This window comes from Paenibacillus sp. FSL W8-0439 (assembly GCF_038008995.1).
Lineage (GTDB): Bacteria > Bacillota > Bacilli > Paenibacillales > Paenibacillaceae > Paenibacillus > Paenibacillus polymyxa.
In genome coordinates, this window is record NZ_JBBPAK010000001.1 from 3,499,731 (window position 1) to 3,521,165 (window position 21,435).

At 43.8% G+C, this 21,435-nt stretch carries 16 protein-coding genes; 2 read left to right on the top strand and 14 right to left on the bottom strand.

Features of this window, described 5'->3' with window-relative positions:
• Positions 1-69: 69 nt before the first annotated feature.
• Both MKX36_RS15110 and mntR read right to left on the bottom strand, forming a co-directional pair.
• Complete coding sequence (locus MKX36_RS15110) at positions 70-1,812, bottom strand: family 10 glycosylhydrolase (protein WP_340864967.1); 1,743 nt, start codon at positions 1,810-1,812, stop codon at positions 70-72.
• A gap of 137 nt (positions 1,813-1,949) precedes the next feature.
• Entirely contained in the window at positions 1,950-2,375 is a 426-nt protein-coding gene (gene mntR, locus MKX36_RS15115; RefSeq protein ID WP_007430946.1) for a transcriptional regulator MntR, read from the bottom strand.
• A 252-nt stretch (positions 2,376-2,627) separates the two neighbouring features.
• Between mntR and splB the strand changes: the two genes are divergently transcribed.
• Positions 2,628-3,692 (top strand): spore photoproduct lyase, encoded by a 1,065-nt coding sequence (gene splB / locus MKX36_RS15120; RefSeq protein WP_017427491.1) that lies wholly within the window; start codon positions 2,628-2,630, stop codon positions 3,690-3,692.
• On the opposite strand, the gene MKX36_RS15125 is transcribed toward splB, so the two are convergent.
• From MKX36_RS15125 to adhE, 8 genes are all read right to left on the bottom strand, one after another.
• The gene (locus MKX36_RS15125) at positions 3,685-4,401 is read right to left on the bottom strand and encodes a cytochrome c biogenesis CcdA family protein (protein ID WP_025365168.1); all 717 of its coding nucleotides are present in this window, start codon (positions 4,399-4,401) and stop codon (positions 3,685-3,687) included. The two genes, splB and MKX36_RS15125, sit on opposite strands and share 8 nt — an antisense overlap.
• A 168-nt stretch (positions 4,402-4,569) precedes the next feature.
• Positions 4,570-6,588, bottom strand: coding sequence for a methionine--tRNA ligase (gene metG / locus MKX36_RS15130; protein ID WP_340864968.1), 2,019 nt, complete (start codon positions 6,586-6,588; stop codon positions 4,570-4,572).
• A gap of 415 nt (positions 6,589-7,003) precedes the next feature.
• Positions 7,004-7,294 carry a membrane protein insertion efficiency factor YidD gene (gene yidD, locus MKX36_RS15135; RefSeq protein WP_045244441.1) on the bottom strand — a complete coding sequence of 97 codons (291 nt, stop codon included), beginning with the start codon at positions 7,292-7,294 and terminating at the stop codon, positions 7,004-7,006.
• Between the two features lies 1 nt (position 7,295).
• Positions 7,296-7,787 (bottom strand): Fur family transcriptional regulator, encoded by a 492-nt coding sequence (locus MKX36_RS15140; protein WP_016822309.1) that lies wholly within the window; start codon positions 7,785-7,787, stop codon positions 7,296-7,298.
• 254 nt (positions 7,788-8,041) lie between these two features.
• The gene (locus tag MKX36_RS15145) at positions 8,042-10,261 is read right to left on the bottom strand and encodes a copper amine oxidase N-terminal domain-containing protein (RefSeq protein WP_016822310.1); all 2,220 of its coding nucleotides are present in this window, start codon (positions 10,259-10,261) and stop codon (positions 8,042-8,044) included.
• A gap of 218 nt (positions 10,262-10,479) precedes the next feature.
• Positions 10,480-11,238: a pyruvate formate-lyase-activating protein gene (gene pflA / locus MKX36_RS15150; RefSeq protein WP_013371803.1), complete on the bottom strand. Its 759-nt coding sequence runs from the start codon at positions 11,236-11,238 to the stop codon at positions 10,480-10,482.
• 65 nt (positions 11,239-11,303) lie between these two features.
• A complete protein-coding gene (pflB, locus tag MKX36_RS15155; protein WP_016822312.1) occupies positions 11,304-13,565 on the bottom strand; it encodes a formate C-acetyltransferase in 2,262 nt (753 codons plus the stop codon).
• Between the two features lie 327 nt (positions 13,566-13,892).
• Positions 13,893-16,505 (bottom strand): bifunctional acetaldehyde-CoA/alcohol dehydrogenase, encoded by a 2,613-nt coding sequence (adhE, locus tag MKX36_RS15160; protein WP_016822313.1) that lies wholly within the window; start codon positions 16,503-16,505, stop codon positions 13,893-13,895.
• 259 nt (positions 16,506-16,764) lie between these two features.
• On the opposite strand from adhE, the gene MKX36_RS15165 reads away from it, so the two are divergent.
• Complete coding sequence (locus MKX36_RS15165; protein ID WP_014599995.1) at positions 16,765-17,481, top strand: Crp/Fnr family transcriptional regulator; 717 nt, start codon at positions 16,765-16,767, stop codon at positions 17,479-17,481.
• A gap of 142 nt (positions 17,482-17,623) precedes the next feature.
• On the opposite strand, the gene MKX36_RS15170 is transcribed toward MKX36_RS15165, so the two are convergent.
• The 4 genes from MKX36_RS15170 to MKX36_RS15185 all read right to left on the bottom strand — a co-directional run bounded on the left by MKX36_RS15170 (position 17,624) and on the right by MKX36_RS15185 (position 21,404).
• Positions 17,624-18,391: a dioxygenase family protein gene (locus MKX36_RS15170; RefSeq protein ID WP_340864969.1), complete on the bottom strand. Its 768-nt coding sequence runs from the start codon at positions 18,389-18,391 to the stop codon at positions 17,624-17,626.
• A 705-nt stretch (positions 18,392-19,096) separates the two neighbouring features.
• Positions 19,097-19,441 carry a winged helix-turn-helix transcriptional regulator gene (locus MKX36_RS15175; protein WP_013371810.1) on the bottom strand — a complete coding sequence of 115 codons (345 nt, stop codon included), beginning with the start codon at positions 19,439-19,441 and terminating at the stop codon, positions 19,097-19,099.
• A 243-nt stretch (positions 19,442-19,684) separates the two neighbouring features.
• Positions 19,685-20,416: a ThuA domain-containing protein gene (locus tag MKX36_RS15180; protein WP_340864970.1), complete on the bottom strand. Its 732-nt coding sequence runs from the start codon at positions 20,414-20,416 to the stop codon at positions 19,685-19,687.
• A gap of 19 nt (positions 20,417-20,435) precedes the next feature.
• Entirely contained in the window at positions 20,436-21,404 is a 969-nt protein-coding gene (locus MKX36_RS15185) for a sugar phosphate isomerase/epimerase family protein (RefSeq protein ID WP_016822316.1), read from the bottom strand.
• Between the last annotated feature and the right edge of the window lie 31 nt (positions 21,405-21,435).

Genomic DNA, 21,435 nt, shown 5'->3' on the forward strand with positions numbered 1-21,435 from the left:
GAGTAAGCAGTTCTACTGCTTATGTATGAGAACGGAGGTCCATATAGAACCTAAATGATCCAATTTATATCATAATTGATAATAATTTTGAAGAAGTTGAATGAGTCCGTATGGATTTTTCCGCAAATGCTGTGCACTAAAATAAATATCCCCTTTGACCTGCTTATAATTCTCGTTCAGTTCAAGCTGCTTAATTAACTCTTGAGCGGATTGCCATCCTTTTTCAGGGGTGCCGATTTTATAAGGGGAATGGCCAATATACAGCTTAACATCTGAATTTTTGACCTCATTGGACCACCATGCGACAAGCTTGTCATATCCAGCCGCTGGGAAACCGATACTCCAGTAAATTTGTGGAGCTACATAATCAATCCATTCTTTGTTAATCCAGGTTCTTACATCTGCAAATGTCGTGTCATACGCAGTAACGCCTGCCTTGGTGTCTGAACCCGTTAAGTCCTGAGACTTGTTGCGCCACACGCCAAAAGGACTAATCCCGAATTGAACTTTCGACTTGCTGGCATGAATGCTTTTGCCCAAATCGCGAACAAAACTATTTACATTATCTCTCCGCCAGTCACCTTTGTTAGAGATTTTGTTGGCGTTATATGCTTTGAATGTCGCGTCATCATCAAAAGTCCCGCTGTAAGGATAAAAATAATCATCCAAATGGACACCGTCAATATCGTATCCGTTTACGACCTCCATAATCGCAGCAATGACATGCTGACGTGCAGCTGGAATTCCTGGATTGATGTACAACTGGCTACCATTCTTAACAATCCAATCCGGATGTTGATTAGCCACATGGTTTGCTGCCAAACCGCTAGTTGTTCCTGTAGAATTAGCACGGAACGGATTAAACCAGGCATGGAATTCCATCCCCCGCTTATGTGATTCACTAATCATAAATTTCAACGGATCATAGCCTGGATTTTTACCCTGGGTATTCGTTAAATACTTGCTCCATGGCACAAGATCAGACGGATAAAGCGCATCTCCGCTGGCACGAACCTGAACAAATACCGCGTTAATGCCCATACCCTGCAAATCATCGAGCATTTTTGTAAACTCCTGCTTTTGCTTCTCGGAACTGCTTCGTGCAGATGAAGAAGGCCAGTCTCCATTAATGGTGGAAATCCATGCTCCACGCATAGAGGTTGTAGCCTTCACCTGAGCCACATTTCCCTGTGAGGAACCTGAACCTTCCTCATTAGTAGAGGTTGACGGTGAGGTAACAGCGTCCTGTCCATCCTCCTTGGCTCCCTGATCGGTACTAACACTCTCCTGATTGCCAGATGCTGAGTTATTTGATGTTGAGCTGCTGTCTCCCACAGAAGTACTCCCAGCAGTAGAGGTACCTTCTTTACCACTGCTTAACGTAATGACCCGCTCTGAGGCTTGCCAGTCTACTTTTAACCCCAACTCTTCCCCAACAAAACGCAGTGGTACCATGACTCTCCCACTTGACATACGCGCAGATGCGTCCAATCGAACCGACTTGCCATTCACAGTAGCGCTTTGTGCACCATTATCCATAGATATATTTTTGTTCTGTGCTGTAATCGTTACCGTACCAGACGATGCCGACCAGTTGACCTGTGCGCCTAATCCCTCACTAATCACTCGCAAAGGAACCATCGTGACATTCGCGCCCTGTACAATGTACGGTGACGCATCACTTTGCAGGGACTGTCCGTCCAATATAATCTCAATCTCAACAGTTGATGCCGCTTGAACTCCAGGCACAATGGCAGTCTGTACTGCTAAGAGTAGACCCGCAGCCATGAGCCCTATTTTCTTCCAATTCATATCTTTATAATCCTCCGCTACCCCTGTTAATTTTAACCCCTATCTTGTCCTGCTATATAATGGATAGACGCTAATAACCAGATATTTGTTGCGGTCAGGAAAATAAAAAAAAGCATTGTCCGTAAGGACAGATGCTTTTAGGAATCCCCACTCAATTCCTTGTGTATGTCATGAAGCTGGCGCAAGCGATCTTCATCTCGGCGGAAATATTCAACCAATGTCTCGATACGTGTGATGGAATCCCAGCTCAAATGGTGTTCAATACCTTCCACATCTTTATATATTAGGTCCTTGTCAACCCCAATCATATCCAGAAATTGCTCTAGTAACTGGTGGCGGTCAACCAACCGTTTGCCGACCTTTTTCCCTTTCGGTGTCAAAATCAGTCCCCGATACTTCTCATATACAAGATAATCGTCCTTATCCAACTTCTGAATCATCTTGGTGACGGACGAAGGATGCACCTCCAAACCCTCTGCGATATCCGAGACACGAGCATATCCCTTCTCATCGATCAGTTGGTAAATGCGCTCCAAATAATCTTCCATGCTTGGCGTTGGCACTTGTTTCCCTCTTTTCTGTTATTGAACGGGCGCTTACCGCCTTCATTTCCTGCATTAAACCTACTATGTAATGATACATGTTATCATCGCTCATTGGCAAGTCTCGTCCCTCCACTCACATCTATTGCCACGATTTGTTCAATTTAAGCAGGGTACACTAATGTTGTCGCCCCTGTATCGTTACTTTCTGCGGAGATGCTTTAGAGTTGGACACCAGAGCACAGAGGATTTATTTCGAAAGGAGCGTTAGCCATGTCTACGCTTGAGCGTACTCCTGTCCAAATCAGAGGAACCAAGCCATTCATGCCTGATCTGGTGTTTTTTGAACCAGACGCACTAAATTATCCCAAAGGCCAGCGTATTATGGATTGGGTCAAAGCCAAGGATATTCCGTATCGTATGACGACCTCTCACAACCGAATTACCAATTTACCAGGTGAAACTGAAGTTGAAAAATACCGAATGGCAAAAAAGACACTGGTTGTCGGCATCCGTAAAACATTAACTTTTGACCAATCCAAGCCCTCTGCCGAATATGCCATCCCTATTTCGACTGGTTGCATGGGGCACTGTCACTACTGTTATTTACAAACAACCTTAGGAGCAAAGCCGTATATTCGGATCTATGTCAATACTGACGATATCATATCAGCAGCTAAAGCCTATATCGAGGAGCGGGCGCCTGAAATTACTCGTTTTGAAGCAGCTTGTACCTCTGATCCGGTTGGTTTGGAGCATATCACTGGATCACTTGGAGACTTGATTCGTTTCATGGCAGATGAGGAATTTGGCCGACTTCGTTTTGTTACAAAATATCATCATGTTGATCCATTGCTGGATATTAAACATAATGGCCATACTCGCATCCGCTTTAGCATTAATTCCGATTATGTTATTAAACAGTTTGAACCTGCAACTTCGCGCTTTGAGGAACGTATTGAAGCAGCGGGCAAAATCGCACGGGCCGGTTATCCGCTGGGGTTCATCATCGCACCCATCATTTGGTATGACGGCTGGGAAGAAGGATACGGAGAGCTGCTGCGTAGATTGGGAGAAACCTTGCCCCAGCATGCTACGAAGGATCTGACATTCGAATTAATTCAGCATCGCTTTACCAAAACATCCAAAGCTGTTATCGAGAAACGTTACCCGAAAACCAAACTGGAAATGGACATAGAAAAACGTAAGAAAAAATGGGGCCGCTGGGGCCAGAATAAATATGTTTATCCCGATGAACAGCAAAATGCACTACGGGAGTTTATCACAGAACGCATTTTTGAACATTTTCCTTTAAGTCGTATCGAATATTTCACATAACCAGCATCCAATCCGGGGTAATCCGTTGTAAAAAAAGCGTAACATCTGTCATATGATCCGTTACCAGCAGACCGCCAGTGATCACAAGCAGCATGCCACCTATTTGGATAAGGATGGAAGTATAACGGGACGATAACTTAACAGAGCCTGCCAGCAAAGCCAATACAAAAAACGGAATCGCAAAACCAAGTGCGTAGCCAGTAATCAGCTTGAACCAAATGTGATGCTCTACTGCCGCCAAAGCGATAATAGCTGTTAGCATAGGACCGATACAGGGTGACCAGCCTGCCGCAAACCCAATTCCGATTACAAAGGAACCGGCGTAACCGGCAGGCTTCCATGTCCAGCGCAGCTTATGCTCTCTCATTAGAAATAATGGACGCACGAAACCAAGAGATACCAGACCCATGAGTATAATAAGTAGCCCCGCTACGACTCTTAGCGTATCCCCATAATTGGCAAACCATTCTCCAAGCAACCCGACACTTGCCCCCAGTGAATAAAAAACAACCGAAAAGCCTAATACAAAAGCAAGCGTGTGTCCCATCGTACGATAGCGAACCTCTGCCCTGTGCCGTCCTTCAGCCAGTTCACGTGCCGACATTCCTGTTATATACGATAAATAGGATGGATATAGTGGCAAGCAGCACGGTGAAAAAAAAGAAACCAGTCCAGCAACGATGGCCAACCCGGCGTTGACATCTGACATCATCATTTCCTCCCACCTGTCTTAGTGAACACGCAGAGCAAATACAAGCCCTACCTACTAAAACATACGTATAGACAGAGAAAAATATGATGCAAGCCAAAAAGCGTATGCCTGGGAGAATAATATCCAAGCATACGCTTTTTACGTTCTTTTATTTTATATAGCCTCTTATTTTACAATCGCACCATTTGGCATACCATCCGGTACAGTGGCCAATGTAAGCTGATCCCCATGTGATGCTGCCAAAATCATACCCTGCGACAGCTCACCCCGAAGTTTTACTGGCTTAAGATTGGTCACACAGATCACCTTACGCCCAATGATATCCTCAGGTGTATAAAACTTCGCAATTCCTGATACCACCTGTCGCTGCTCATAACCAAGATCGAGCTGAAGCTTCAATAGTTTATCGGCCTTCTTCACAGGCTCACAGGCGACAACCTGAGCAACGCGCAGTTCTACCTTGGCAAAATCCTCAATGCCAATCTCTTCTTTCGACTCTGGTGCTTCCTGGCTCGCCTCAGATGCATTCTGCGGTTGAGCTTGTGTCGCAGCTTTCTCCGGTTTCTTACCTCCAGTCATTGCTTCTACGATAAAAGCAACCTCTTGCTCAGAGTCCAGACGAGGGAAGATCGGATTACCTTTGACCAACTGCGTTCCTTCTGGAATACGTCCAAATTGCTTGCCGCTATCCCATGTAGTCAGCTCCCCTTGACGAATACCGAGTTGTTCCCAAATTTGATGAGGTGCACGCGTCAAGAAAGGCTGAAGTAAAATGGAAGCAATACGTAAGCTTTCTACCAAATGCACCATAACAGATGCCAATTCGCGACGTTTTGCCTCATCCTTAGCCAGATTCCAAGGTTGCGTCTCGTCAATATACTTGTTGCTACGGCTAATAAATTGGCTAATCGCCGTTAAAGCCACGGAAAATTCCATGTTTTCCATAGCTTCTTCAACTTTACTATAAGTCGATGTTGCCATATCTACCAAAGCTGCGTCGAATGAGGTTACATTGGCTTCATAAGCGGGAACTTTGCCGTCAAAATATTTGTCTACCATCGCTACCGTACGATTCAACAAGTTGCCCAGATCATTGGCTAAATCCGAATTTACACGATCTACAAAACTTTCAGGTGTGAATGTTCCATCCGCTCCAAATGGCACCTCGCGCAGCAAGTAGTATCGAAGTTGATCCAGACCATAACGGTCAATCAACGTTACCGGGTCTACCACATTGCCTTTAGATTTCGACATTTTGCCATCTTTCATGAGTAACCAACCATGTGCAAATACTTTTTTAGGCAACGGAAGGTCCAGTGCCATCAGCATGATTGGCCAATATATCGTGTGGAATCGTACAATCTCTTTACCTACGATATGCACATTTGCTGGCCAAAATTTATCGTACAGCTCAGTATTAGAAGAGCCATACCCCAAGGCAGTGATGTAGTTAGAAAGTGCGTCAATCCACACGTATACGACATGCTTCGGGTCCCCCTTGACCTTAACACCCCAGTCAAAAGTTGTACGGGAAACAGCCAGATCTTCTAACCCCGGCTTGATGAAGTTGTTAATCATTTCTTTTTTCCGGGATTCCGGTTGGATAAACTGCGGGTTCTCTTCATAAAATTGCAGCAACCGATCAGCATACTTGCTCATGCGGAAAAAGTAACTCTCTTCCTTGACCAGTTCTACAGGGTGTCCACTATCCGGGCTCTTACCTCCAGTTACATTACCTTCAGCGTCCTTCACGACATCAACGAGCTGAGTTTCTGTGTAGTAAGTCTCGTCAGGAATGCTGTACCAACCTTCGTATTCTCCCTTATAAATATCGCCTTGTTTTAATAAACGATCAAAGATTTCCTGTACGACAGCCTTATGACGTTCCTCCGTAGTACGGATAAAATCGTCATTGGAAATGTCGAGCTTCCGCCACAGGTCTTGAATACCTGCCACAATGTCATCTACGAAACGTTGCGGCGTTTTGCCAGCTGCACTTGCCTTTTGCTCAATCTTCTGGCCATGCTCATCCGTTCCTGTCAAATAACGAACCTCATAGCCCCGTAGCCTCTTGTAGCGAGCCATCGCATCACCCGCTACCGTCGTGTAGGCATGTCCTATATGGAGCTTGTCACTGGGATAATAGATCGGTGTTGTAATGTAAAATGTGTTCTCACTAGACATGTATGTTCCTCCTGTTTTGTTCACGACAGCAAAAGATTTGCTACCATGATAGGTACTCCAATTCATGAATTCGACACAAATTGGGCACAAAAAAGACCCCCGTCCCTATGGGACGAGAGTCACCTCACGCGTTACCACCCAAATTCCCTGTACCCTCGCAGAATACAGGCTTCACCGGTCACATCTGACCGCCCATTAACGCTGGATCACGCCTCCTCCTTACGATTGCCTCTTGAACATAGCTTCTTCACTGTGGCAAATACGCTCGAAAAAGGTTCCTCCAGGACCATATTCAGGCTTCACTCCAGACCGGTTTTCAGCTAACTCCGGCTCTCTGTACTGGACGACTTACCTTACTCATCCCTTCACAGGAAAACAATATTAACCAAAATATAACCAAATCGGCATGGCGCTGTCAAGTCAGACCCTTCTCAGTATGGGTAGCCAAACGATCTTTGTCAGACTGATCTAACCCCTTTTTTGCAGGAGGGACCAAATCTACACCGCCGGGATGAAATGGATGGCATTTAGCTATACGCTTTGCAGCTAGCCATGAGCCTCTGAGCGCACCATGCACTTCTACCGCTTCCAGCGCATACGCCGAACACGTCGGATAGAACCTGCAGGTAGCCGGCTTTAATGGTGAAATGTAAGCACGATAAAACTGAATCGGAGCCTGTACCACTCTGCGTGTGGTGATTTTCATTTCAGTAGCCCCCGTGGCTGTGAGTGTGACTGCTCGTCTGTTTGAAACCCCCATCCGAATTACTCTCAGTATGCCCATTCTTCTGCTGACAGTCTTTGCAATAACCAAAAATTTCAAACTTATGCTCGACGATTTGGAATTGATCTGTTGTATCTGTCATTTGCATTGGACAAAAAGAAATCGGCAATGTTTTCTGACAGCTCAAGCAAATCATATGGTGGTGGTGATGATGTTCATTACAGCTCACCTTGAACTTCATCCCATCCTCAAAAGATACCTGCTCCAGTACACCCAATTCCTGCATTACACGCAGATTGCGATATACTGTATCAAAGCTAAGTCCGCTGTACTTCTTACCCATATATTCATAAACGTCTTTAGGGGACAGATACCCTTCATTCTCGGAAAATAACGTGGCCAACGTCTTGCGTTGATCTGTAATACGCAGCCCCTGAGCGGACATCGTTGCGATAATCTCATCCTTTGTCAGCATGCGTTTCACCCTCCCCTGTCTATAGTTTCAGGTTTTCTGATGCAGGCTTAGGCTTGCATCTATTCATTATACCACGATTAAAGTCAATATTATAAGAGATATTCGCGCTACTCATAAGAAAAAGACGTTCTCCAGTGCTGCAACCAAGTTCGCAACGGGAGAACGCCTATATCCTGCAAGTAACATCGACTTTTAAAACGGTGAATGATGAGACTCAAGTGGTCTATACCGGTAAACAGCACCGATTATTTAAATTAGTTTTTAATAGCTGGTAAAGGCATAACTACTACGGAAACCGGCAGATTACTACCAGCAGCTGCAGTGAAATACATCTCTACACTTTCTTCGATATGACCTGTGCGATACAGCACACTCATCTCATTCGGAGCTTGCACAGAACCATTTGTTGGTATACCCACAACCTGATTGTTCACCATCGCATAGCCGGCGTATTCGCCTCCACGTGGGTTAAACGTAATCAGTGAATACGGCGCTACATGATCCAACTTAACCTTATATACAACACCAAAGTTGCCGGCATTGGAAGCAGAAGAGCCATCCAGACCGTCGGTACCAATCAGATTCGGGTCCACCTTATTATCACCAAGAACGATACGTTGAGCTGTTTTACCAACCTCTTCGGTATAATTGAGTGAAATATCCGAATTTGCGTACGTTCCACGGTTATGAATGCCGTCCTTAGGCAGTTTTGCCAGAGTAGGCAACGCAGTCAACGGATCTACATTAGCATCTAGCACAACTACCGTGTATTGAATAGGTTGATCCGTGTACAGATCGGATAACAAAGAAATAACTTGTTTTTGCTTGATTTTTTGCGCGTTCAAATCTTGTAAAATAACACGGCTCTCACCCGGATTTAGAACTGTGCTGGAATGCTTGCTTCCATCCAACATAGATTGAAAGTACCTTTGAATCGAAACTTTACCCGCAGCTGTGGCAAATTCAGATGGTCCAGCAAAACCGGAATTTTCGACATTTATATTGGTTGGAGTGATATTGTTGTTGGTCGCAATCACGTACATCTTCACATCTCGACCCGTTTCATTGACATGATGGACAAGAATACGCGTACTGCCTGATCCGGTTTCCTGATACACGATACCATCCTGGAACACACGCTCTGGGCTGTTAGCACGGATCAATAGACGTGGGGAAGAAGTACTTGTCACTGGAATAGTAGCCATAGCAGGCACCTGACTGCCATCTACACTGTATTTATCACCATATGGCGTGAAAATTTTATTGAAATCATCTTCGTTGTACAGCAGTTCATTCGTAATTTTAATCGTTTCACTTTTGGTACCTGTTGCGCCATGCTTATCAGTCACGGTCAGGGTAATGGTTACATCACCTGGCTGGAAGAAGGCAAGTTTCTTGTTCTCCCAATCACGCTTAGTGATAGCATTTTCGTCGTCAGTACTCAGGTCGGTAATGGTAATTTTTTCACCCATCTTGTACTCTTTTTTATCCGTTGTAAACAGAGCTACCGGCGGCTGGTTTGGCGGTCTTACTGTAATTGTTACTGAGTAAGGATCACTCCAGTTCCCAGCAGAGTCAAGAACGGAATAGGTAACTACATATGTACCCGGCTCCTGAAATACGTCCTGCTTACCTTCCCAACGTTGGTTCACAATCGGAAGACCTGTAGGAGAAGATTCCTTGGTCAAATACGTAACTTGAGTTTCACCCGCATAGATATCCTTTTGTTGAACCGTGAAAGAAGCTTTTGGCTTCTGATTCAAATCCATGATAACTTGTTTAGTTGTATTATTCACAGTATAAGGAATATTTAGGGCCTGTGTAATCGAAGTCAACGGTACCATAAATACGTTCTTTTGTTGGAAAGCCGGTCCCTTCATTTGTCTAGCTTCACCGTTAACCGTATAAACTTTGCTGTCTGTTTTGAAGCGCAGGACATTTGTTCCTTGGGTGATTACGGTTTCTTTGGTGGTAGTGTCATAACTAAACTGCAATCCGACACGGCTGACAAGAGAACGGATAGCTACATAGGAAACTCCGTCTTTGACTGTCATCGGCTGAGTTGCCGTATATACCTGTCCGTTTTGTTCCATTTTAGCACTGTTCAAATACAAAATCAGTTGATTCGCATTCATGGATGTTGGAGCTCCACCAGGATTGGTGATCGTTCCGTCTCCACCGTATACATCATTGGTTACGTTCGATCCGTTAGTGGTATCTGTAGGCAGCCCAGTCAATGGATCATTGGATACACCCGTGTTATCAGGTGTTACCGTATTAGCTGGTGTGCTTGTTCCATTTTGATCTCCGATACTATTCTGAACGCCGGAATCAGCAACATTGGTCGTCTGCTGGGCGCTAACCGAATCGGTGGATTGAACGCTTGTTGATGCTGCTTCTGCTCCTACAGGGGCTACTGCAGCCACCTGAGCTACCGCCAAGGCGGTGAGCATGGTCCATTTCTTGAAATTCATTGTCTGTCTCCTTCTATCCCCAAATTATTATCATTCCCGTGAAAAGTCATACTATTAGACGCGACAGTTGTCAAAAAGTTTCTGGAAATTTTGACGATCATGAAAAAAAGGTAACTTTCTCCTGTGACTGCAAAAATTCAACAACAAAAAAACCGCCGTCCATCTGATCTGATGTGACGGCGGCTTTATAACCTGAAAGTAGTTCTGATCCATTTACATTATGATGGACGGCAAGCAGTATTCGTTCCTGCAGTCTCCAGACGACCCTCTTCAATGAGTCGGTAAGCACGTTGAACTTCTTCATCTGTAGGAGACGGAACTCCCTCCAGCGGATATGCCTTACCGAGCATTTCCCATTTGTAAACACCCATTTGATGGTAAGGTAAAATTTCGAATTTCTCGACTCCGTTCAACGTTCCAATGAACCGTCCCAAATTGAGTAGATCTTGCTCGTCGTCATGGATACCCGGTACAAATACGTGTCTAATCCACATTTTTCGCCCTTGCTCAGACAACCAGCGGGCCGTACTTAGCATACGATCGTTGGATTTGCCTGTAAGCTTAATATGCTTGTCGTTATCAATGTGTTTAATATCTAGTAGTACCAAATCCGTTACGTCCAGTAGATCATGGATACGACCTGCATCATTAAAGCCGTTACTGTCCAATGTCGTGTGCAAATTCCAGCGACGTTTCACTTCTTTAAACAGCTCTGCTACAAAATGAGCTTGTAATGTCGGTTCTCCACCGGAAACTGTTAATCCGCCTCCCGAAGAACGGTAATAGGCTAAATATGGTTCAATCTCAGCCAATACTTCTTCTAACGTCATCGGATTACCTTCATTCAAGGCCCAAGTGTCCGGATTATGGCAATATTGACATTTCAACAAGCATCCTTGCATAAAGAGCACGAAGCGGATGCCGGGACCATCGACGGTCCCGAAGGTTTCCAATGAGTGTATGTGACCTTTCAACATGTTGCATCATCCTTCCCGCATCCGCTATGCGTGCGTCAGTGTATTATTTGATACGTAAAACTTATTTACATTGTACCGTGGAAAGTACGGTTAATAACATCCAATTGTTGCTCACGAGTCAGCTTGATAAAGTTAACGGCATAACCGGAAACACGAATCGTAAGTTGTGGATAGTTTTCTGGGTGTTCCATTGCATCCAACAGTTGTTCACGAGCAAACACATTGACATTCAGATGATGTGCGTGGCTTCCAAAGTAGCCATCCATCATCGAAACAAGGTTTGTTTTGCGTGTTTCTTCTTCTTTACCCAGTGCTTTAGGCACGATGGAGAAGGTGTTCGAGATACCATCTAAGCTGTGTTCATAAGGCAATTTGGCTACAGAACTCAGAGATGCCAGAGCACCTTTTTTATCACGACCATGCATTGGGTTTGCACCTGGTGCGAACGGTTCGCCTGCTTTACGTCCATCAGGTGTTGTACCTGTTTTCTTACCGTATACCACGTTGGAAGTAATGGTCAGTACAGATTGAGTAGGAACCGCATTACGATAAGCTTTATGTTTGCGGATCATGCTCATGAAGCTTTCTACCAGTTCTACAGCGATAGTATCTACGCGGTCATCATTGTTACCGTAGCAAGGATATTCGCCTTCGATTTCAAAGTCAACAGCAATTCCTTTTTCGTTGCGAATTGGTTTAACTTTTGCATATTTAATGGCGCTCAAGGAGTCGGTAGCAACTGACAGACCCGCAATACCACAAGCCATGGTACGAAGAATATCACGGTCATGCAACGCCATTTCAATGCGTTCGTAGCTATATTTATCATGCATATAGTGAATAACATTCAAAGTGTTCATGTACAGTTTTGCCAGCCATTCCATCATAGGTTTGAAACGGCTTAACACTTCTTCGTAATCCAGCACTTCACTTGTAATAGCTGGGAACTCAGGTCCTACTTGAACGCCGGATTTTTCATCCTTACCGCCGTTAATGGCATACAGTAGAGCTTTTGCCAAGTTGGCACGAGCGCCAAAGAATTGCATTTGTTTACCGATTCTCATAGCGGATACACAACAAGCAATACCATAATCATCGCCGTAGATTGGACGCATCAAATCGTCATTTTCATATTGAATGGAGCTAGTTTCAATAGAAACTTTTGCACAATATTTTTTAAAGCCCTCAGGCAGTTTTTCTGACCACAGTACAGTCAAGTTAGGTTCTGGAGCAGGTCCTAAGTTGTACAGTGTGTGCAAGAAGCGGAAGCTGTTTTTGGTAACACGAGTTTCTCCAGTGACAGACATACCACCAATGGATTCTGTTACCCAAGTTGGGTCACCACTGAACAGTTCGTTGTAGTCAGGTGTACGCAGGAACTTAACAATACGCAGTTTCATAACAAAATGATCGACCAGTTCCTGAGCTTGTTCTTCGTTCATCGCACCTTCCTCAAGGTCACGTTGAGTATAAATATCAAGGAATGAAGATACACGTCCCAAGGACATTGCTGCACCATTTTGTTCTTTAATCGCTGCAAGATATCCAAAATATACCCATTGGAAAGCTTCTTTTGCATTGTTAGCTGGTTTAGAAATATCAAAACCGTGCTCAGCAGCCATTTGTTTCAATTCATTCAAAGCACGAATTTGTTCAGAAATTTCTTCACGCAGACGGATTACGTCTTCTTCCATGGAATCAACTTCAAGGCTTTTCAATTGAAGTTTTTTATCTTGGATCAAGAAGTCTGCACCATACAGAGCTACGCGACGATAGTCACCGATTATACGACCACGACCGTATGCATCTGGCAGACCAGTAATGATCCCAGCTTTACGAGCTGCTCTCATTTCATCTGTATAAGCATCAAATACACCTTGGTTGTGTGTTTTACGAATATGAGTGAAAATGTCAACAATGCTTTGTGGCACTTCAAAACCATAGGCTTTACAAGCATCGATCATCATTCGAATTCCACCAAACGGCTGCAAAGAACGTTTGAATGGAGCATCTGTTTGTACGCCGACAACTTGTTCTTTGTCCTTGTCCAAATAGCCTGGTTTATGTGAAATAATGGTGGATGGCGTATTTACGTCTACATCAAGAACGCCGCCGTTTGCCAACTCTTTTTTAGTAAGATCAGATACAATTTCCCACAATGCAGTTGTATTGGCGGTAGGACCAACCAAAAATTCTTCATTGCCAACATAAGGTGAGATATTTGTTTCAATAAAATCGTTGACGTTAACTTCTTTAGTCCATTTTCCTTTTTTAAAACCTCTCCAGCCAGATTGTTGCTCTTGTAATTCTCTCTCAATCACCGACATGTAAATCCCTCCAAATTGTTTGGTCTTCCGGACTTGTGATTTTTTTCACGTTTAAACTATTTCTTGAGCCCGGCCTTTTCACCGATGCCTTACGCTCAGTGTCGGGACCTTTCTTACACTCTTATTGTAGAATAATGATAGAGTGTAGTATGTGACAAAAATCACAATATGAGTGATTTTTGTCACTTTATTTTCCCTAGCTTCACGCGTATACCTCTAGCCTTGCCGTTCACCTCCCTTCCCAAACCAAGAGGCCCTCTATATAGAGAGCCTGCATTGGTATTGTATAGGAAAATGCTTAGTTACAAGCCTCTTCATACTATTATATTATTGATCAAAGCGTCCGTAGAAGGCATTACGGTATACATCAGCCAATTCAGTAACCAGCGGCAGCTTTGGATTTGCAGTTGTACATTGATCCTCAAAAGCGCGGTCAGCCAAATAATCTACACGTGATTCAAAGTCTTTTGGATCGAAACCAAGTTGTTGGAACGATTCCTCGATACCGAGTGTTTTGTTCAACTTACGGATCGCGTCAATTAAGCTGTTAACCCCTTCTTCAGTGGTACGTGCAGGCAGTCCCAGTATGCGTGCGATTTCTGCATAGCGCTCATCTGCAACAAAGTGCGAATATTTAGGGAACGATGCAAATTTTGTCGGTTTTTTCGCATTGTAGCGAATAACGTGCGGCAGCAAGATAGCATTCGTGCGGCCATGCGCTGTATGGTATTGTCCGCCCCATTTATGTGCGAGACTATGGTTAATCCCCAAGAATGCATTAGCAAACGCCATACCTGCAAGTGTAGAAGCATTATGCATTTTTTCGCGAGCCAGCTTATCACCAGTCAGAGCCGATTGCTCCAGGTATTGGAATACCAGTTGAATAGCTTTAATTGCCAGACCATCTGTATAATCATTGGCCATTACAGACACATAAGCCTCGATAGCATGGGTCAGAACGTCCATACCTGTATCGGCTACAGCAGTTTTAGGCAGCGAATATACAAACACAGGGTCAATAATTGCCACATCAGGAGTCAACTCATAGTCAGCCAGCGGGTACTTCGTGTTGCCCAGGTTTTTGTCCGTAATAACTGCAAACGATGTAACTTCCGAACCTGTACCCGAAGTTGTAGGGATAGCCACAAATTGTGCTTTTTGACCCAGACGTGGGTACTTGTAAATCCGTTTACGGATATCCATGAATTTTTGTTTCAAGTTATTGAAATCAGTATCCGGATATTCATAGAACATCCACATGCCTTTAGCAGCATCCATTGGCGAACCGCCGCCGAGTGCGATGATGCAATCCGGTTGGAAACGTCTCATCATTTCAGTACCGCGCTCTACCGTAACTGTCGATGGATCTGGCTCTACTTCGGAGAACACTTCAATAGCAACCGGTGTTTGACGCTGGTGTAAATAATGGATGACACGGTCCACATATCCGAGTTTCACCATCATAGGGTCAGTGATAATGGCTACACGTGTGATATCAGGCATTTTAGCAAGATACTGTGTCGAATTTTTTTCAAAATAGATTTTGGAAGGTACTTTGAACCATTGCATATTCACCGTCCGTTTCGCCACCCTTTTCACATTAATCAAGTTAACTGCAGATACGTTCGACGAAGTCGAGTTACGACCGTACGAACCGCAACCAAGTGTCAACGAAGGAAGGTTGGTATTGTAAATATCACCGATTGCGCCATGTGTGGAAGGTGCATTTACAATGATACGTCCTGTTTGCAAACGGTCTGCGAAGCGAGCAATAACATCCTCATCTTGCGAATGGATAGCTGACGAGTGACCCATACCGCCGAACTCTACGACTTCAGCAGCACGTTGGATACCTTGCTCTGCATTTTTTACTTTGTAGCAAGCCAATACCGGACTCAATTTTTCCGCAGATAATGGGAATTTGGTTCCTACTCCTTCAATTTCAGCGACCAAAATTTTGGTTCCTGCTGGTACTGTAATACCGCTCATTTCAGCGATTTTTACAGCAGACTGGCCGACAATGGCCGGGTTCACTGCACATTTTTCTACATTCATAGCTCCTTGAGTGAGCTTAGCTGCCTCTTCTTTATTTACAAAGTAGCAACCATTAGCAATCATCAATTTCTTCACTTGCTCGAAGATAGGCTCTTCAATAATTACAGCTTGTTCCGAAGCACAAATCATACCGTTATCAAAAGATTTAGAAAGGATAAGGTCGTTCACGGCCTGTTTGATATCGGCTGTTTTCTCAATAAAGCAAGGTACGTTACCAGGACCTACGCCAAGTGCAGGTTTACCACAGCTATAAGCTGCCTTAACCATGCCTGATCCACCAGTTGCCAAAATCAACGCTACATCAGAGTGGTTCATCAGTACATTTGTTTTATCCATCGAAGGTGCTTCAATCCATTGAATACAATCCGCTGGAGCACCATGTTTAACAGCTGCTTCAAGCAAGACGCGGGCTGCTTCCGCACTACACGATTGAGCAGATGGATGGAAGCCGAAAATGATTGGGTTACGTGTTTTAATGGCAATTAACGCTTTGAACATCGTAGTCGAAGTTGGGTTTGTTACTGGAGTAATCCCCATGATAATACCGACTGGTTCAGCTATCTTTTGAAAACTATCAAAGTCATTGTCTTCAATGACACCGACGGTTTTCTCATTTTTGATGCTATGGTAGACATATTCTGTTGCAAACATGTTTTTGGTGATTTTGTCCTCGTACACACCGCGTCCTGTTTCTTCAACAGCCAACTTCGCGAGGTGCATGTGCTTATCCATCCCTGCGAGTGCCATAGCTTGTACGATTTCGTCAATCTGCTCCTGATTCATACTCATGAAAGCTTGCTGTGCCCGGTTCGCCCGGTCAATCAGCGTTTGAATATACTGCTCTGCGCTTTGCTCTTTTTGGATAACCTCGTTTTTAACAGCCATTTCCCTCATCCTCCTGTTATCTCGTGTACTATCTCTTGTTCACGCACTGATCGTAACACAGCTTTCTAAGATATTTTGTGATTTTTTTCACAATCTATTTAAAATTTTATTTTATGAAGTGAATTAAATCACAAAGTTTGGAATTCTGCCACTTTTACCCCCTCATCTTGCCCCAAAAACGCATTGCACAGGTATATAATGAATTTGAATTGATCAAGTTGCAGATAAAATAACATAGGATACAAAGGGGAAATGGACGATGAGAAACCCTACAAATGTAATGGAAGCCCGCGGCAACACCTGTTGCTTCTCGGAGGCCAGCTTCAACCGGCTGCAAGTGATGATGAAAGATCGAGTTATGCCAGAAAGTTCGCATCTGTTCTGGGAAGGAGATACAGCGGATAAGCTGTTTTATATTAAGCGCGGACGCGTAAAAGTGACCAAAACAACGGATGAGGGTAAGGAACTTATTCTATATATGTATCAAAGCGGCGATCTTGTTGGTCAAGCTGATCCTTTCTTCGGCACTAAGCATTCCTTTTCTGCTGAGGTTCTGGAGGACAGTGATATTGGCGTAATCGATCATACAGATTTGGAGTTGCTTATTTGTCAGCATTGTGATTTTGCGATTGACTTTATGAAATGGATGGGATCGCATCACCGCATTACCCAGACCAAGTTCCGCGATTTGATGATGTACGGCAAGCCTGGCGCTCTATGTTCCACACTCATCCGACTATGCAACACCTATGGTGAGCCTCACGGCGACTATATTCTGATTCATAAAAAAATTACTCATACTGACTTATCAAATATGATCGGTGCTACCCGGGAAAGTGTAAATCGGATGCTCAGTGATCTGCGTAAGAAAAATGCAGTCGAATACGATAATGGTATGATTGTTGTCAAGGATTTGGAAATGCTGCAAGGTGTATGTCATTGTGAATTGTGCCCACGTGAGATTTGCCGGATATAATAAATTTTTTTAATGTAAAAGGGAGTGCTGTAAGCCATTATTAGCTTATAACACTCCCTAATTTTATTCCACTCCCCATTTTTTAGAGAACGGATGGGACATTAACAAAGCACATAACTCGACCTTCTTCTGCCTACCCACTTTAAAACTGCAAACATAGATAACTTAAATTTCCCATCTCATAGCTTCTATGGATGACCTTAGCTTTGTTTGCAGGGTCGCCACTACCCATTGCAATAAACAACGGTACAAAGTGTTCTGCTCTAGGTACAGCCTGACGAGCATACGGCGCTTCGCTTTCATAGTGATCTAAAGCTTCTATATCTCCGCTTTGCACTTTTTCGATAATCCAGTCATCAAAATCAATTGCCCAACGTTCCGTTTTCGTTTCTCCCCATTTGACAATACGTAGATTATGGACAGTCACGCCACTGCCAATGACCAGAATATCTTGTTCTCCCAACTCACGCAGCACTTCACCAATGGCAAATTGTGCTTTGGGCAAGAGGTACGGATTTACGGAAATCTGAACTACCGGAATGTCTGCCTCAGGATACATACGATGCAACAATGTCCAGGAACCATGATCCAGTCCTCTCACATGATCAGTTTGTACCTCGATGCCGTTTTGTTCATATAACTTTTTCAACTTATTAGCTAGTTCAACAGAACCATGTGCTGGATATTTCACTTCGTACAGTTCCGGTGGGAAACCTCCAAAATCATAAATTGTATCGTATATGTCATCCATTGAACTAATCGTTAACATTTGTGTCTCCCAGTGAGCTGTAAAGATAACAATCGCCTTAGGATGAATGCTTTTCCCCAACTCCTCTAAAAATGCAGTATAGTCCGTCTGTTCAATAGCAAGCATAGGTGATCCGTGAGCTAAAAATAAAGATGGTATCATTAAAATCTCCTTATCGTATACAGTTTATTTTATTCATATAGTAACTTTATGTAAGTTATAATACATAAGTAATAGAGTAATGTCAATCTCGATGCCAGCATATACTCAAAGATCAGCAATTTCTTTAAATAAAGATTGATATAGGTATAAAGTCATAGTAATATGTAACTAATAAATTTTAAAATACTACTATATTCCGATACAAAGGACTGGTTTCTATGGAGATACATACTTCGAATTGCCCAAAATGCGGTTCCATTTTCCGTCAAAATCTTAGAAACCTGTGTAGCACTTGTATTCAAGAAGAAAATATATTCTTTGACCGCTGTTCTAACTATCTATGGAGGCATCCTTCTACTCATACCCGCCAACTCAGTGATGTGACTGGCACACCTATGGATTTGCTCACAGATTGGGTAAGAGCAGGCAAATTTCCCTCCACATACAGTCAGCTTGATTATCCTTGCGAGTCCTGCCGTTCTCCCATTTATGCAGGAAGACTTTGCCACTCGTGCTTAGGCACATTTCGTACAGCCGCACTGGATATTCAATCCCGTGTCCCCCGCCGTACAACAGCCGGAGTATTCTCAGTAGCAGGCCGTGCTAAAAGCTATTAAGCCGTACTGCCTATCACAAAATAAAAAAACAGCCTTTTTCCTAGGAAAAGGCTGTTTTGCTATGAAAAACACTTAATGAGTTTGGTGATCATCTAATCCATTCCTCAGCCCAAAATTGAATCTGCTCCATAACCGGCTGAAGTGCACGACCTTTGGTGGTTAGCTCATATTCAATGCGGACAGGAGTTTCCGGATATACATGGCGTGTAAGAATCCCTTCATTTTCCAGATCCTTCATCCGCTCTGATAACATTTTGTCACTCATTGTGGGAATCAGATTGGAAATATCCTTAAACCGCTTGGGACCGCTCATCATGGATTGAATAATCAATCCATTCCAGCGCTTACCCAGACATGAAAAGGCGGTTTCAAAACGCGGACACATTTTTGTAAATTGCGGTTGACTCTCCAAATTTTTCACCTTCTTTTGCATTTCGGTTTGATAAAGCTTTCCTTTTGTTAGTATATATCATTTTAGCATACTTTATCCCGAAAGAAAACACTTTCTTAAATTTAATTACCTGTGATGATAAAGTTGCCATGACCAAAACTGATTATACAACAAACCAATGCGGCAGGTATATGTCTAATTCGTTAAATACAAAAAGGCGGAATCCCAGAGGTTCCGCCTGTAAATCTGTTCTTTATAGAATTTATCATAATGTGATAATTGTAACTATACCAACACTCCACCAAGAGGCCTTACTGGTTCACTCCTACCATATATTGGTTTTTTATTACTTGTCAGAGAAGCCCAACGGATGCTGTTAGCAATGACCTTCAAAATATCAGGTTGGTAATAAGTTGGATAGGTTTCATGCCCTGGTCTGAAATAAAATATTTTACCACTGCCTCGATGGAAGGTGCATCCAGTTCTAAATACTTCGCCGCCTTCAAAGTTACTGATAAAGACCAGTTCATCCGGCGCAGGAATATCAAAGAACTCTCCATACATCTCTTCCTGCTCTAAGAGAATTTTGGCGTCTATCCCTTCTGCAATGGGATGTGACGGATTTACTGACCAAATAATCTCCTGCTCTCCTGCAACTCTCCATTTTAAATCACAACTGGTGCCCATCAGAGCTTTAAATGGCTTAGAAAAATGGCCTGAGTGCAGTACGATGAGGCCCATCCCTTCCTGCACACGCTTGATGACACGCGCTGTAACTTCATCGCTCACCTGATCGTGGGCTTTATGTCCCCACCACAGCAGCACATCTGTGGAATTGAGGATTTCTTCTCCCAAACCATGCTCGGCATTATCACACAGAGTAGCTGTTCGAATGGCAAAACCTTCATCTGCCAAGCCGTCAGCCAATGCTTGGTGTATGCCGTTAGGATAAATCCGTTTGGCTTCTTCATTTAACTTCTCGTTCAGAAATTCATTCCAAATGGTGACGTTAATCATCACAGTTCCCCCTATTAGGTTAGACCCACCACATCTCGCTAAGCGGTTCTTCAATCAGGACCTGGCGAAGATTATGGACAGCCTTAGTAAAGCCTTCTTCTACAGACATCAGACCGTCTTCATGCTCAATACTCACTACATAATCGTATCCCACCAGACGCAGAGCACTGATAATGTCTGCCCAGGTTTTTACATCATGACCATAGCCCACAGTACGGAACTGCCATGCACGATCTAACATATTCGTATACTCCTGCATATCAGTAAGTCCGTATTTATTAACATTGATCGGATCAATCGTCGTATCCTTGGCATGGAAATGGTGGATGGCTCCCTCTCGGCCCAAAATTTGAACCGCCTGTACGGGATCAATTCCCTGCCACCACATATGGCTCGGGTCCAAATTAGCACCAATGACCTCTCCTGCCGCTTCACGCAAACGAAGTAAGGTTGCTGGTGTATGCACGGAGAAGCCCCCGTGTAACTCCAGCCCTATTTTAACATGGTGATCTGCTGCAAATTTACCTGTCTCGGTCCAGTAAGGAATAATTTTATTTTCCCATTGCCACTTCAATACTTCTTGAAAATCATTAGGCCACGGAGCCACGGGCCAGTTTGGATACTTCGCGTCCTCGTGATCCCCCGGACAGCCTGAGAAAGTGTTCACAACAGGAACTTCCAGCTTTTCCGCCAAGCGGACTGTTTTCAAAAATGCATCATGATCTGCCTGTGCCAAATGCTTTTGCGGGTGAAGAGGATTGCCATGACAGCTAAGCGCGCTAATCGTTAGTCCGCGAGATTCTACTGCCTTTTTAAAATTTTTGAGCGCCGTATCGTTCTCCAGCAGCTCATCAGGCTTGCAATGCTTATCTCCCGGGTTGCCACCTGTTCCAATTTCTACAGCATCCAATCCCTGAGAAGCCACATAATCCAGCGCCTCCTCCAGCGAACGTCCACCAAACAGCACCATAAATACTCCAAGTTTCAAAAGAAATCCCTCCCTGTATCATATGTGAAAA

What these genes read in the sequence shown, in the direction of transcription:
- MKX36_RS15110 (WP_340864967.1), bottom strand. Translation starts at nt 1,812, where the DNA reads ATGAATTGGAAGAAAATAGGGCTCATGGCTGCGGGTCTACTCTTAGCA.
- splB (WP_017427491.1), top strand. Translation starts at nt 2,628, where the DNA reads ATGTCTACGCTTGAGCGTACTCCTGTCCAAATCAGAGGAACCAAGCCA.
- MKX36_RS15125 (WP_025365168.1), bottom strand. Translation starts at nt 4,401, where the DNA reads ATGTCAGATGTCAACGCCGGGTTGGCCATCGTTGCTGGACTGGTTTCT.
- metG (WP_340864968.1), bottom strand. Translation starts at nt 6,588, where the DNA reads ATGTCTAGTGAGAACACATTTTACATTACAACACCGATCTATTATCCC.
- yidD (WP_045244441.1), bottom strand. Translation starts at nt 7,294, where the DNA reads ATGAAAATCACCACACGCAGAGTGGTACAGGCTCCGATTCAGTTTTAT.
- MKX36_RS15140 (WP_016822309.1), bottom strand. Translation starts at nt 7,787, where the DNA reads ATGCTGACAAAGGATGAGATTATCGCAACGATGTCCGCTCAGGGGCTG.
- MKX36_RS15145 (WP_016822310.1), bottom strand. Translation starts at nt 10,261, where the DNA reads ATGAATTTCAAGAAATGGACCATGCTCACCGCCTTGGCGGTAGCTCAG.
- pflA (WP_013371803.1), bottom strand. Translation starts at nt 11,238, where the DNA reads ATGTTGAAAGGTCACATACACTCATTGGAAACCTTCGGGACCGTCGAT.
- pflB (WP_016822312.1), bottom strand. Translation starts at nt 13,565, where the DNA reads ATGTCGGTGATTGAGAGAGAATTACAAGAGCAACAATCTGGCTGGAGA.
- adhE (WP_016822313.1), bottom strand. Translation starts at nt 16,505, where the DNA reads ATGGCTGTTAAAAACGAGGTTATCCAAAAAGAGCAAAGCGCAGAGCAG.
- MKX36_RS15165 (WP_014599995.1), top strand. Translation starts at nt 16,765, where the DNA reads ATGAGAAACCCTACAAATGTAATGGAAGCCCGCGGCAACACCTGTTGC.
- MKX36_RS15170 (WP_340864969.1), bottom strand. Translation starts at nt 18,391, where the DNA reads ATGATACCATCTTTATTTTTAGCTCACGGATCACCTATGCTTGCTATT.
- MKX36_RS15175 (WP_013371810.1), bottom strand. Translation starts at nt 19,441, where the DNA reads ATGCAAAAGAAGGTGAAAAATTTGGAGAGTCAACCGCAATTTACAAAA.
- MKX36_RS15180 (WP_340864970.1), bottom strand. Translation starts at nt 20,416, where the DNA reads ATGATTAACGTCACCATTTGGAATGAATTTCTGAACGAGAAGTTAAAT.